This window comes from Streptomyces sp. NPDC039424, from assembly GCF_055639495.1.
In genome coordinates, this window is the sequence record NZ_JBVKAI010000004.1 from 546,991 (window position 1) to 560,245 (window position 13,255).

At 73.1% G+C, this 13,255-nt stretch carries 13 protein-coding genes; 10 read left to right on the forward strand and 3 right to left on the reverse strand.

Features of this window, described 5'->3' with window-relative positions; translation table 11 throughout:
- The first annotated feature begins 22 nt into the window (after positions 1–22).
- A complete protein-coding gene (gene hemW, locus ACZ7L0_RS13720; RefSeq protein ID WP_471242633.1) occupies positions 23–1,255 on the forward strand; it encodes a radical SAM family heme chaperone HemW in 1,233 nt (410 codons plus the stop codon).
- Positions 1,256–1,264: 9 nt separating this feature from the next.
- Here hemW and ACZ7L0_RS13725 read toward each other — a convergent pair whose 3' ends face one another.
- A complete protein-coding gene (locus ACZ7L0_RS13725) occupies positions 1,265–2,074 on the reverse strand; it encodes a DUF3097 domain-containing protein (RefSeq protein ID WP_471242634.1) in 810 nt (269 codons plus the stop codon).
- 34 nt (positions 2,075–2,108) lie between these two features.
- Positions 2,109–2,831: an MBL fold metallo-hydrolase gene (locus ACZ7L0_RS13730; RefSeq protein WP_471242635.1), complete on the reverse strand. Its 723-nt coding sequence runs from the start codon at positions 2,829–2,831 to the stop codon at positions 2,109–2,111.
- Positions 2,832–2,995: 164 nt separating this feature from the next.
- Between ACZ7L0_RS13730 and hrcA the strand changes: the two genes are divergently transcribed.
- From hrcA to ACZ7L0_RS13755, 5 genes are all read left to right on the forward strand, one after another.
- The gene (hrcA, locus tag ACZ7L0_RS13735) at positions 2,996–4,012 is read left to right on the forward strand and encodes a heat-inducible transcriptional repressor HrcA (protein ID WP_471242636.1); all 1,017 of its coding nucleotides are present in this window, start codon (positions 2,996–2,998) and stop codon (positions 4,010–4,012) included.
- Positions 4,013–5,149: a molecular chaperone DnaJ gene (gene dnaJ, locus ACZ7L0_RS13740; RefSeq protein WP_471242637.1), complete on the forward strand. Its 1,137-nt coding sequence runs from the start codon at positions 4,013–4,015 to the stop codon at positions 5,147–5,149.
- A gap of 225 nt (positions 5,150–5,374) precedes the next feature.
- Complete coding sequence (locus ACZ7L0_RS13745) at positions 5,375–6,451, forward strand: nitronate monooxygenase (protein WP_471242638.1); 1,077 nt, start codon at positions 5,375–5,377, stop codon at positions 6,449–6,451.
- Positions 6,448–7,200 (forward strand): 16S rRNA (uracil(1498)-N(3))-methyltransferase, encoded by a 753-nt coding sequence (locus ACZ7L0_RS13750; RefSeq protein ID WP_471242639.1) that lies wholly within the window; start codon positions 6,448–6,450, stop codon positions 7,198–7,200. Before ACZ7L0_RS13745 ends, ACZ7L0_RS13750 begins: the two co-directional genes overlap by 4 nt.
- A 29-nt stretch (positions 7,201–7,229) precedes the next feature.
- A complete protein-coding gene (locus ACZ7L0_RS13755) occupies positions 7,230–7,622 on the forward strand; it encodes a VOC family protein (RefSeq protein ID WP_471242640.1) in 393 nt (130 codons plus the stop codon).
- Here ACZ7L0_RS13755 and ACZ7L0_RS13760 read toward each other — a convergent pair.
- The gene (locus ACZ7L0_RS13760) at positions 7,564–7,959 is read right to left on the reverse strand and encodes a hypothetical protein (RefSeq protein WP_471242641.1); all 396 of its coding nucleotides are present in this window, start codon (positions 7,957–7,959) and stop codon (positions 7,564–7,566) included. The two genes, ACZ7L0_RS13755 and ACZ7L0_RS13760, sit on opposite strands and share 59 nt — an antisense overlap.
- Positions 7,960–8,078: 119 nt before the next feature.
- Here ACZ7L0_RS13760 and ACZ7L0_RS13765 point away from each other — a divergent pair, with 119 nt between their 5' ends.
- From ACZ7L0_RS13765 to ACZ7L0_RS13780, 4 genes are read left to right on the forward strand one after another with little or no spacing between them, the layout of a single operon-like run.
- Positions 8,079–8,648 (forward strand): hypothetical protein, encoded by a 570-nt coding sequence (locus tag ACZ7L0_RS13765; protein ID WP_471242642.1) that lies wholly within the window; start codon positions 8,079–8,081, stop codon positions 8,646–8,648.
- A gap of 46 nt (positions 8,649–8,694) precedes the next feature.
- Complete coding sequence (locus ACZ7L0_RS13770; protein ID WP_471242643.1) at positions 8,695–11,916, forward strand: S41 family peptidase; 3,222 nt, start codon at positions 8,695–8,697, stop codon at positions 11,914–11,916.
- Positions 11,917–11,971: 55 nt separating this feature from the next.
- Positions 11,972–12,340: a histidine triad nucleotide-binding protein gene (locus tag ACZ7L0_RS13775; RefSeq protein WP_471242644.1), complete on the forward strand. Its 369-nt coding sequence runs from the start codon at positions 11,972–11,974 to the stop codon at positions 12,338–12,340.
- A 6-nt stretch (positions 12,341–12,346) separates the two neighbouring features.
- Complete coding sequence (locus ACZ7L0_RS13780) at positions 12,347–13,252, forward strand: ribonuclease Z (protein WP_471242645.1); 906 nt, start codon at positions 12,347–12,349, stop codon at positions 13,250–13,252.
- Positions 13,253–13,255 lie beyond the last annotated feature (3 nt).

Here is a 13,255-nt window from a genome sequence, read left to right on the forward strand (position 1 = left end):
CCGGTGCTGGACAATGGAGGACATGCCTTCCGCACTCCCCGACGGCGAGCCCGTCCCCGCCGACGGCGCGCTGCCCGCGTCCGCGCTCGCCGGGGCCGCCGACCGACCCCTCGGGTTCTATCTGCACGTTCCGTACTGCGCGACCCGCTGCGGCTACTGCGACTTCAACACCTACACCGCCACCGAGCTGCGCGGCACCGGCGGCGTGCTCGCCTCCCGCGAGAACTACGCGGACACCCTGACCGACGAGATCCGCCTGGCCCGCAAGGTGCTCGGCGACGACCCGCGCGAGGTCCGCACCGTGTTCGTCGGGGGCGGCACTCCGACGCTGCTGGCCGCCGAGGACCTCGTACGGATGCTGGCCGCGATCCGTGACGAGTTCGGCCTGGCGGCGGACGCGGAGATCACCACGGAGGCGAACCCGGAGTCGGTGGACCCGGCGTACCTCGCGCGGCTGCGGGAGGGCGGCTTCAACCGGATCTCCTTCGGCATGCAGAGCGCGCGGCAGCACGTGCTGAAGGTCCTGGACCGCACCCACACCCCCGGCCGCCCCGAGGCCTGCGTGGCGGAGGCCCGTGCGGCGGGCTTCGAGCACGTCAACCTCGACCTGATCTACGGCACCCCCGGCGAGTCGGACGACGACTGGCGGGCCTCGCTCGACGCGGCCCTCGGCGCCGGGCCGGACCACGTCTCGGCGTACGCCCTGATCGTGGAGGAGGGCACCCAGCTCGCGCGCCGCATCCGCCGGGGCGAGGTCCCGATGACCGACGACGACGTGCACGCGGACCGCTATCTGATCGCGGAGGAGAAGCTGTCGGCGGCCGGTTTCGACTGGTACGAGGTCTCCAACTGGGCCACCTCGGAATCCGGCCGCTGCCTGCACAACGAGCTGTACTGGCGGGGCGCCGACTGGTGGGGCGCGGGGCCGGGGGCGCACTCCCACGTGGGGGGCGTCCGCTGGTGGAACGTGAAGCATCCGGGGGCGTACGCGGCGGCCCTCGCCTCCGGCCGCTCACCGGGGGCCGGGCGGGAGCTGCTCTCGGACGAGGACCGGCGGGTGGAGCGGATCCTGCTGGAGCTGCGGCTTCTGGAGGGCGTGCCGCTTTCCCTGCTGAAGGAGGAGGGGCTGGCCGCGTCCCGGCGGGCCCTGTCGGACGGGCTGCTGGAGCCGGGGCCGTACGAGGAGGGGCGGGCGGTGCTCACCCTGCGGGGGCGGCTGCTGGCGGATGCCGTGGTCCGGGACCTGGTGGACTGATCAGGGACGTCAGGCCGCACCGCCGGCCGTGACGAAGTCGATCAGCTCCTCCACCCGCCCCAGCAACTCCGGCTCCAGGTCCTTGTAGGACCGCACCCGCGACAGAATCCCCTGCCAGGCGGCCCCCGTGTTCTCCGGCCACCCCAGCGCCCGGCACACCCCCGTCTTCCAGTCCTGGCCGCGCGGGATCCTGGGCCAGGCCTCGATCCCGAGGGACGACGGCTTCACCGCCTCCCAGATGTCGATGTACGGGTGACCGACGACCAGGGCGTGCTCGCTGGTCACCGACTCCGCGATGCGCCACTCCTTCGTGCCCGGCACCAGGTGGTCCACGAGCACCCCCAGACGGGCGTCCGGCCCCGGCGCGAACTCGGCCACGACGGCCGGCAGGTCGTCCACGCCCTCCAGGTACTCCACGACCACGCCCTCGACGCGCAGGTCGTCGCCCCAGACCCGCTCGACCAGTTCCGCGTCGTGCCGCCCCTCGACGTAGATGCGCCCGGCGCGGGCCACGCGGGCGCGTGCGCCGGGTACGGCGACCGAACCGGAGGCGGTACGGGTGGGACGCACCGGACCGGAAGAGGGCTTCACGAGCGTCACGACGCGGCCCTCCAGCAGGAACCCGCGCGGCTCCAGCGGGAAGACCCGGTGCTTGCCGAAGCGGTCCTCCAGGGTCACCGTGCCCGCCTCGCAGCGGATCACCGCGCCGCAGAAGCCGGTGCCCGGCTCCTCGACCACCAGGCCGGGCTCCGCCGGGACCTCCGGCACGGGCTGGGGCTTCTTCCACGGAGGGGTCAGGTCGGCGGAGTACTGGCGCATTCGGACGACGATAGGAGAAGCGCTCGCCGAGGGCTCACGACACGCCGAACCGGGCTGCCAGGGCGTCGCGTTGCGCCCGGACGAAGGCCGCGCCGACCACCGCTCCGTGACCGGGCACATACAGCGCGTCCTCGCCGCCGAGGTCGAGGAGCCGGTCGAGGGCGGCGGGCCAGTGGGACGGTACGGCGTCGGGGCCGGCCTGGGGCTCGCCGGATTCCTCGACCAGGTCGCCGCAGAAGACCACCTCGGGGTCGCCGGGGATCAGGATCGCGAGGTCGTGGCCCGTGTGCCCGGGGCCCACGTTGGCCAGCAGCGCCTGCCGGCCGCCGCCGAGGTCCAGCGTCCACTCGCCGGAGACCAGGTGGCGGGGTGCGGGCAGCGAGTCCACCGCCTCGTCCGCCTCCGCCACGGGCAGGCCGTTGCGGACGGCGTCCAGGCGCAGCTCCTCGCGCTCGTACCCGAGCACCGTGTCCATGCCCACCGCGGCGAACAGCTCCGCGCCCGCGAAGGCCGCCGCCCCGAACACGTGGTCGAAGTGGGGGTGGGTGAGCGCGAGATGGGTCACACGGCGGCCGGCCAGCTCCTGCGCCTGCGCACGCAACCGGGCGCCTTCGGCGAGGCTCGACCCGGCGTCCACCACCAGTGCCGTGCCCTCCCCGAGGACCAGCCCCGCCGTGCAGTCCCAGCCCGGCAGCCGGCACCGCCCGATCCCGGCGGCCACCCGCTCCCATCCCAGCTCTTCCCAAGTCACCGTCATACCGCGACGCTAGCGAGGACACTGGTCCCGGGCACGGCGGCACCGGACCGGCCTTGCCCGGGGTGTACCCCACGGCCGTACACTGGGCCGGGGAATGCTGGCACTCGGACGTTCAGAGTGCCAGGACCAGGGCCGCGGGGACGACATCTGGAGGTGTGCGCGGAATGCTGAGTGAACGCAGGCTTCAGGTGTTGCGCGCCATCGTCCAGGACTATGTCGGCACCGAGGAGCCGGTCGGCTCCAAGGCGCTCACCGAGCGGCACAACCTCGGCGTCTCCCCGGCCACCGTCCGCAACGACATGGCGGCCCTGGAGGACGAGGGGTTCATCGCGCAGCCGCACACCAGCGCGGGGCGCATCCCCACCGACAAGGGCTACCGGCTCTTCGTCGACAAGCTCGCGGGCGTCAAGCCGATGACCGCCCCCGAGCGGCGGGCGATCCAGAACTTCCTCGAGGGCGCCGTCGACCTCGACGACGTCGTGGCCCGTACGGTGCGGCTGCTCGCGCAGCTGACCCGGCAGGTCGCCGTCGTGCAGTACCCCTCGCTGACCCGCTCGACCGTGCGGCACGTGGAGCTGCTCTCACTCGCCCCCGCGCGCGTGATGCTCGTGCTGATCACGGACACCGGCCGGGTCGAGCAGCGGATGGTCGACTGTCCGGCGCCGTTCGGCGAGGCGTCTTTGGCGGACCTGCGCGCACGGCTCAACAGCCGGGTCGCGGGTCGCCGGTTCGCGGATGTGCCGCGGCTGGTCGAGGACCTCCCCGAGGGCTTCGACCTGGAGGATCGCGGTACGGTCTCGACGGTGCTCTCCACCCTGCTGGAGACACTGGTCGAGGAGAACGAGGAGCGGTTGATGATCGGCGGCACCGCCAATCTCACCCGCTTCGGACATGACTTTCCCCTCACTATCCGGCCGGTGCTCGAAGCGCTGGAGGAGCAGGTCGTGCTCCTCAAGTTGCTGGGCGAGGCGAAGGATTCGGGCGTGATGGTGCGCATCGGGCACGAGAACGCCCATGAGGGACTCAACTCCACGTCCGTGGTGTCGGTCGGTTACGGTTCGGGCGGCGAGGCAGTCGCCAAGCTCGGCGTGGTCGGACCGACCCGCATGGATTACCCGGGAACGATGGGAGCGGTACGAGCGGTGGCACGGTACGTCGGACAGATCCTGGCGGAGTCGTAAGTGGCCACGGACTACTACGCCGTTCTCGGCGTGCGCCGCGACGCGTCGCAGGAAGAGATCAAGAAGGCCTTCCGGCGGCTCGCGCGCGAGCTGCACCCGGACGTCAACCCGGATCCGAAGACCCAGGAGCGGTTCAAGGAGATCAACGCCGCTTACGAGGTGTTGTCGGACCCGCAGAAGAAGCAGGTCTACGACCTCGGCGGCGACCCGCTCTCGCAGTCCGGCGGCGCCGGTGCGGGCGGCTTCGGGGCCGGTGGCTTCGGCAACTTCTCCGACATCATGGACGCCTTCTTCGGTACGGCGTCCCAGCGCGGCCCGCGCTCGCGCACCCGGCGCGGCCAGGACGCGATGATCCGCATCGACGTCGAGCTGGACGAGGCGGCCTTCGGCACGACCAAGGACATCCAGGTCGACACGGCGGTCGTCTGCAACACCTGCAGCGGCGAGGGCGCGGCGCCGGGCACCTCGGCCCAGACGTGTGACATGTGCCGTGGCCGCGGTGAGGTGTCGCAGGTCACCCGGTCCTTCCTGGGCCAGGTCATGACCTCGCGCCCGTGCCCGCAGTGCCAGGGCTTCGGCACCGTGGTGCCGACGCCGTGCCCGGAGTGCGCCGGCGACGGCCGCGTCCGCTCCCGGCGGACCCTGACCGTGAAGATCCCGGCCGGTGTCGACAACGGCACCCGCATCCAGCTCGCCGGCGAGGGCGAGGTCGGCCCGGGCGGCGGTCCGGCCGGTGACCTGTACGTCGAGATCCACGAGCTGCCCCACTCCACCTTCCAGCGGCGCGGCGACGACCTGCACTGCACGGTCACCATCCCGATGACGGCGGCGGCCCTCGGCACCAAGGTGCCGCTGGAGACGCTGGACGGCATGGAGGAGGTCGACATCCGGCCAGGCACCCAGTCCGGCCAGTCGATCCCGCTGCACGGCCGGGGCGTCACCCACCTGCGCGGCGGCGGCCGGGGCGACCTCATCGTCCACGTCGAGGTCACCACCCCGACCAAGCTCGACCCCGAACAGGAACGCCTCCTGCGCGAACTGGCCCAACTGCGCGGAGAGGAACGCCCGCAGGGTCAGTTCCAGCCTGGGCAGCAGGGGCTTTTCTCGCGGTTGAAGGACGCCTTCAACGGGCGCTGACGCGAGCTGGGATGCGGCTGCCGAGCGACCTGGCCGGGGGTCCGGGGGTTGCCCCCGGGCAGGCACAGTCAGCCTGGGCAGCAGGGGCTTTTCTCGCGGTTGAAGGACGCCTTCAACGGGCGCTGACGCCCCTCCGTAGGGGGTCTGACCGCTGACGATGCCGCTGGGATATGCCAGAGGACGGCCGGATTCGGACTTGTTCGGAGGACGTGACAACATGCCGTCATGTCCTCCGCACTGACCGATCTCTTCCCACATCCGATCGTGCAGGCCCCCATGGCGGGCGGTGTCTCCGTACCGCAGCTCGCCGCCGCCGTCTCCGAGGCCGGCGGACTCGGGTTCCTCGCCGCCGGGTACAAGACCGCCGACGGCATGTACCAGGAGATCAAGCAGCTGCGGAGCCTGACCGGCCGCCCCTTCGGCGTGAACCTCTTCATGCCGCAGCCGGAGTACGCCGAGTCCGGCGCGGTCGAGGTCTACGCCCACCAGCTGGCCGGCGAGGCCGCCTGGTACGAGACGGAGCTCGGGGACCCGGACAGCGGCCGGGACGACGGCTACGACGCCAAGCTCGCCGTGCTGCTCGACAACCCGGTGGCGGTGGTCTCCTTCCACTTCGGCGTGCCGAGCCGGGACGTACTGGACTCCCTGCGCCGTGCCGGAACCCTCACCCTGGTCACCGCGACCACCGCGGAGGAGGCCCTCGCGGTGGAGCGGGCCGGTGCAGACGCGGTCATCGTGCAGGGCGTGGAGGCCGGCGGCCACCAGGGCACCCACCGGGACATCCCGGAGGCGGACGGCACCGGCATCGGCCTCCTCTCTCTGGTCGCCCAGGTCCGCGAGACCGTCGGCATCCCGATCGTCGCCGCCGGCGGCATCATGCGCGGCAGCCAGATCGCCGCGGCCAGGGCGGCGGGCGCGAGCGCGGCCCAGCTCGGCACCGCCTTCCTCGCCACCCCCGAGTCCGGCGCGAACGCCCTGCACAAGCAGGCGCTGACCAACCCGCTGTTCGCCCGCACCGAGCTGACCCGCGCGTTCTCCGGCCGCCCGGCCCGCGGCCTGGTCAACCGCTTCATGCGCGAGCACGGCCGGTACGCCCCGGCCGCCTACCCGGAGGTCCACCACCTGACCTCGCCGCTGCGCAAGGCCGCCGCCAAGGCCGGTGACCCGCAGGGCATGGCGCTGTGGGCGGGACAGGGCCACCGGATGGCGCGGGACCTGCCCGCCGGGCAGCTGGTGGAGACGCTGGCCGCCGAGGCCGAGGCGGCGACGGCGGCCCTGTCCCAGGGCGGTGCGGCCCGATGACGGCGCCGGTGTTCGTGGTCGACTCCCTGGAGGGCGTGGGCCCCGGCTCGGTCGTCGACGTGGCGGGACCCGAGGGGCGGCACGCGGTCTCCGTACGCCGGGTGCAGCAGGGCGAGCACGTGGTGCTCACGGACGGGCAGGGCCGGGGCGCCGCCGGAGTGGTCCTCCGGACGGTCGGGAAGGACCATCTGATCGTCGAGCCGTTCGAGTTTCCGGTGGAACCCGAGCCCAGCCCCCGTATCACCGTCGTCCAGGCCCTCCCCAAGGGCGACCGCGGCGAGCTCGCCGTGGAGACGATGACCGAGACCGGTGTCGACGCGATCGTGCCCTGGGCCGCCGCCCGCTGCATCACCCAGTGGAAGGGCGAGCGCGGCCTGAAGGCGCTCGGCAAGTGGCGCGCCACCGCACGCGAGGCCGGCAAGCAGTCCCGCCGACTGCGCTTCCCGGAGGTCGCGGACGCGGCCGGCACCAGACAGGTTGCCGCACTTCTCGCCAAAGCCGACTTCGCCGCCGTCCTGCACGAGGACCGGGAGTACCCCAGCGAGCCGCTGGCCACCGCACAACTCCCCGCCCAGGGCGAGATCGTGCTGGTCGTCGGCCCCGAAGGCGGCGTCTCACCCGAGGAGTTGGCGCAGTTCGAGGAGGCGGGCGCGAAGGCGTACCGGCTCGGGCGTACCGTACTGCGTACATCGACCGCCGGGACCGCGGCCGTGGCCCTCCTGCTGGGCCGCACCGGTCGCTGGGCCTGACCGCCGGCCCCGGCTGAGGGGGGAAGACCATGGAACTCGCCCAGGTACGGCTGCTCGTAGGCGACTTCGCCGCCTGCTACCGGTTCTACGCCGACGTGCTCGGCCTGAAGCCGCAGTCCGGCGCGACCGAGGGACCGTACGAGAAGTTCAGCCCGGCCATCGGCTCCGCCGGGATCGCACTGCAGGACCGCTCGATGATGGCCCAGGTCCTGGACGAACTGGGCGACACCGCGACCGGCCACCGCTCCCTGTTGGTCCTGCGCGTCGACGACCTCGACGCCTACTGCGCGGAGATCACCGCCCGCGGCGCCACCCTCCTGCACGGCCCGGCCCCCATGACCGAGCGCATGCGCGTCGCCCACCTCAAGGACCCGGAGGGCAATCTGGTGGAACTGCAGGAGTGGCTGCTGCTGCGCACCTGAGGACGACCGCCGGGAACAGCTCCCAGCCGTCCAGTTCCCCGGAGGCCGCGAGCAGTCCACGCTCCCGGGCCTCGTCGACGAACGCGCGGACCACACCGGGCCGGTGCAGGTTGAGCGACTCACCGCTGTCGTCGCCCACGCACCCCGAGTGCAGCCACCCGTCGGGCACGAACCGGCCCGCACCCGCCCGGAAGACGATCCGGATGTGGACCCCGCCCCGGGACAGCGCCAGCACCTCCCGGCAGTCCGTGCCGTCCCGGTGCCGGTGCCGCACGGACCACCGGTGGACCGTCCCCTCCGCGTCGACGAGCCGCCTGACCCTGCGTTCACTGCGCATCCGGCCACCCTAGGCACCCGCCGCCACGCTTGAGCGCCACTATATGGTGACCGGCCCGAACACTTGAGTGGCCATATGCGCTCTACCGTCCCGTCCGCGCCGGTGGCACGCTGCCGTGCATGGGGGCATTGAGGCATATTCGGCACCGGCCCCGCCGCACGCGGGCGGCGGCCGTGGCGGGGCTCGCGGTGGTGGCCGTGGGCGGCGTCGTGGCGTGCGAGCCGGGTGATCTGAGCTCCGCGACGGTCGCGTACACGACCGACACGACCGCGACGGCGAAGCTGGAACGACAGCATGTGAACGTGCGCTGGCTCACGTGCACGGGCAACTACGGCGACAAGGCCTACACACCGGGGAAGACGGCGTCGCCCCGTGAGACCACCGTCGTCAACGTCGACTGCCAGGGACAGACCGACGACGGCCGGAAGATCACGGTCACCGGCAAGGTCACCAAGGCCGTCCAGGGCGCGTGCGTGCGCGGCGACCTCACCGCCAAGGTGGCGGACAAACAGGTCTTCCACGTCAGCGGCCTGGGCGACTGCGACGCGACGACCGGACCGACGTACGCCCCGCCCGTCACCTACCGGCCCTCGGGCGGCCAGCGGCCCGGGCCCACCGCCACCGTCACGGTCACCAGGACCATCTGGTGCCAGAGCGATCCCACCTGCCGGCCCGTCGAGGGCAAGTGATCGCAAACCGCGTCCGCGGACGCCGTCCGCTGCGTAGGGTGATCGGGTGACCCAGGGCGCATCCACCACACCGGCAACCCCGTCCTATCTCCGTTTCCCGCACCTGCACGGCGACTTGGTCGCCTTCACCGCCGAGGACGACGTGTGGCTCGCCCCGCTCGACGGCGGGCGGGCCTGGCGGGTCAGCGCCGACAACGTGCCGGTGACCCAGCCGCGCATCTCACCCGACGGCACGACCGTCGCCTGGACCTCCACCCGTGACGGCGCCCCCGAGGTACACGTCGCCCCCGTCACCGGCGGCCCGGCGAAACGCCTGACGTACTGGGGCAGTTGGCGCACACAGGTGCGCGGCTGGACCCCCGGCGGACAGGTGCTGGCGGTCACCACCCAGGGCCAGGCCAGCCTGCGCCGCAGCTGGGCCCGCGCGGTCCCGCTCGACGGCGGACCGGCCACCACCCTGCCGTACGGGCCCGTCGGGGACGTGGCGTACGGCCCGGCGACGGTGCTGCTGTCCGCGCCGATGGGACGCGAGGCCGCCTGGTGGAAGCGCTACCGGGGCGGTACGGCGGGCAAGCTGTGGATCGACCGCGAGGGCGACGGCGAGTTCGTACGGCTGCACCAGGAGCTGAACGGGAACATCGAGTACCCGGGCTGGGTGGGAGAGCGGATTGCCTTCCTTTCCGACCACGAGGGCACGGGCGCGCTGTACTCCTCCCTCGCCGACGGCTCCGACCTGCGCCGGCACACCCCCCTCGACGGCTTCTACGCCCGGCACGCCGCCACCGACGGCACCCGCGTCGTCTACACCGCCGCCGGTGAACTGTGGCTGCTGGACGACCTGGACGGCGCCGAGCCGCGGCGGCTCGACATACCGCTGGGCGGCCCGCGCGTGGACCTCCAGCCCCACCCGGTGAACGCCGGCCGCTGGTTCGACTCCGCCGCCCCCGACCACACCGCCCGCGGCAGCGCCGTCGAGGTGCGCGGCGCCGTCCACTGGGTCACCCACCGCTCCGGCCCCGCCCGCGCGCTCGCCGCGCGACCCGGCGTCCGGGCCCGGCTGCCGCGCTCCTTCCGCGCGGAGGGCGAGGAATGGGTGGTGTGGGTGACCGACGCCGAGGGCGACGACGCCCTGGAGTTCGCCCCCGCGACCGGACTCGCGCCCGGCGCCACCCCCAGGCGGCTCGCCGCCGGACAGCTCGGCCGGGTCCTGGAACTGGCCATGGCCCCCGACGGCAGCCGGGCCGCCGTCGCCGCGCACGACGGACGGCTGCTGCTCGTCGAACGGGAGACCGGCGAGGTCCGCGAGGTCGACCGCAGCGAGGACGGCGAGGCGTCCGGGCTGACCTTCTCACCCGACTCGGCCTGGCTCGCCTGGTCCCACCCCGGCCCGCGCCCGCTGTGCCAGCTGCGGATCGCCCACACCACCGACCTGTCGGTCACCGAGGCGACCCCGCTGCGCTTCCAGGACTACGCGCCCGCCTTCACCCTCGACGGCAAGCACCTCGCCTTCCTCTCCACCCGCTCCTTCGACCCGGTCTACGACGAGCACGTCTTCGACCTGGCCTTCGTCGTCGGCTCCCGCCCCCACCTGATCACCCTCGCCGCCACCACCCCCTCGCCCTTCGGTCCGCAGCGGCACGGCCGGCCCTTCGAGGCGCCGGACAAGGACGAGACCCCCGACAGCGAGGGCACCCCGACCACCCGGATCGACCTGGAGGGGCTCGCCGACCGGATCGTGCCCTTCCCGGTCGAGGCCGCCCGCTACTCCAACCTGCGGGCCGCCAAGGACGGCGTCCTGTGGCTGCGCCACCCGGTCACCGGCGTCCTCGGCGCCTCCCGGGCCACCCCCGACGACCCCGACCCCAAGACCGAGCTGGAGCGCTACGACCTCGCCCAGCAGCGCATCGAGCACCTCGCCGCCGACGCCGACCACTTCGAGGTCAGCGGCGACGGCAAACGCGTCCTGCTGTGGACCGACGGCCGGCTCCGGGTCGTCCCCAGCGACCGGCGCGCCTCCGCCGACGACGACGGCGACACCGCCGTCACCGTCGACCTCACCCGGATCCGGCAGACCGTCGACCCGGCCGCCGAGTGGCGGCAGATGTACGACGAGACCGGCCGGATCATGCGCGACCACTTCTGGCGGCCCGACCTCGGCGGGATCGACTGGGACGGCGTCCTCGACCGCTACCGCCCGGTCCTGGCCCGCGTCGCCACCCACGACGACCTCGTCGACCTGCTGTGGGAGGTGCACGGCGAACTCGGTACCTCCCACGCGTACGTCACGCCGTACGGCGCACACGGCGGCGGACCCCGCCAGGGCCTGCTCGGCGCCGACATCTCCCGCCACGAGGACGGCAGCTGGCGCATCGACCGCATCCTGCCCGCGGAGACCTCCGACCCGAAAGCCCGGGCCCCGCTCGCCGCGCCCGGCGTCGCGGTGCGCGCCGGGGACGCGATCGTCGCCGTCGGCGGGCACCCCGTCGACCCGGTGACCGGACCCGGCCCGCTGCTCGTCGGTACGGCGGGCAAGGCGACCGAGCTGACCATCTCGCCGGCCGGCGGCGGCGAGCCGCGGCACGCGGTCGTGGTCCCGGTCGCCGACGAGGAGCCGCTGCGCTACCACGCCTGGGTCGCCGACCGGCGCGCCCACGTCCACGAGCTCTCCGGCGGCCGGCTCGGCTATCTCCACGTGCCCGACATGCAGGCCCCCGGCTGGGCCCAGATCCACCGCGACCTGCGGGTCGAGGTGGCCCGCGAGGGGCTGGTCGTCGACGTCCGGGAGAACCGCGGCGGCCACACTTCCCAACTGGTCGTGGAGAAACTGGCCCGGCGGATCGTCGGCTGGAACCTGCCCCGCGGCCTCCGCCCCTACAGCTACCCCCAGGACGCGCCCCGGGGCCCGGTCGTCGTGGTCGCCAACGAGTTCTCCGGCTCCGACGGCGACATCGTCAACGCGGCCATCAAGGCGCTCGGCATCGGCCCCGTGGTCGGCACCCGCACCTGGGGCGGAGTCATCGGCATCGACAGCCGCTACCACCTGGTCGACGGCACGCTGATCACCCAGCCCAAGTACGCGACCTGGCTGGAGGGTTATGGGTGGGGCGTGGAGAACTACGGCGTGGACCCCGACGTGGAGGTGGTCCAGAGCCCGCAGGACTGGGCCGCCGGACGGGACCCGCAACTGGACGAGGCGGTGCGGATGGCGCTGGCCGCGCTGGAGGAGCACCCGGCGAAGACTCCGCCGTCCTTGCCGGCCCTGGACTGACGCCCGGCTCGCTACGATGCCCCCGTACTGATCACCGGCGTGAGGAGGCACCCGCATGGCAGGGGAGCAAGAAAGCGGCGCACCGCAGGACGACTGCCTGTTCTGCAAGATCGTCGCGGGCCAGATCCCGGCGACCATCATCCGTGAGACGGAGACGACCGTCGCCTTCCGCGACATAAACCCCCAGGCGCCCACCCACGTCCTGGTGATCCCCAAGGCGCACTACCGGGACGCCGCCGCGCTCGCCGCCGCCGCACCGCAGCTCGCGGCGGACGTCCTGGCCGAGACCCAGGCCGTCGCCGAGGACGAGAAGCTGGAGAGCTACCGCATCGTCTTCAACACCGGCAGCGGCGCCGGACAGACCGTCTGGCACGCGCACGCCCACGTCCTCGGTGGCCGCGGCCTGCAGTGGCCCCCCGGATAGGCAGTCGTGTCCGTACGCGAGTTGGTCGTCCTCGGTACCGCCAGCCAGGTCCCGACCCGGCACCGCAACCACAACGGCTATCTGCTGCGCTGGGACGGCGAGGGCATCCTCTTCGACCCCGGCGAGGGCACGCAGCGCCAGATGCTGCGCGCCGGGGTCGCCGCGCACGACCTGGACCGGATCTGCGTCACGCACTTCCACGGCGACCACTCGCTGGGCCTCGCCGGGGTCATCCAGCGCATCAACCTGGACAAGGTCCCGCACCCCGTCACCGCCCACTACCCGCGCTCCGGGCAGCGCTTCTTCGACCGGCTGCGGTACGCGACCGCCTACCGGGAGACGGTGGAGCTCACCGAGGCGCCGGTCGCCACCGACGGCGACCTCGCGGTGACCGCGTCCTACACCCTCCAGGCCCGCAGGCTCTCCCACCCCGTCGAGTCCTACGGCTACCGGCTGGTCGAGCCCGACGGGCGCCGCATGCTGCCCGAGCGGCTCGCCGCGCACGGCATCAAGGGGCCGGACGTCGGGCGGATCCAGCGCGAGGGCGCCCTCGGTGACGTGAGCCTCGACCAGGTCAGCGAGGTGCGGCCCGGGCAGCGGTTCGCCTTCGTCATGGACACCCGGCTGTGCGAGGGGGTGCACGCGCTCGCCGAGGGGTGCGACATGCTGGTCATCGAGTCCACCTTCCTCGACGAGGACGAGGACCTCGCCGTCGAGCACGGACATCTGACGGCCGGTCAGGCGGCGCGGGTAGCGCGGGACGGCGGTGTACGGCACCTGGTCCTCACCCACTTCAGCCAGCGCTACTCCGAGCCGGAGGAGTTCGAGCGGCAGGCGCGGGCGGCCGGGTTCGAGGGGGAGCTGACCGTGGCGCACGACCTGCAGCGAGTGCCGGTTCCGAAACGGCGCTAAAGG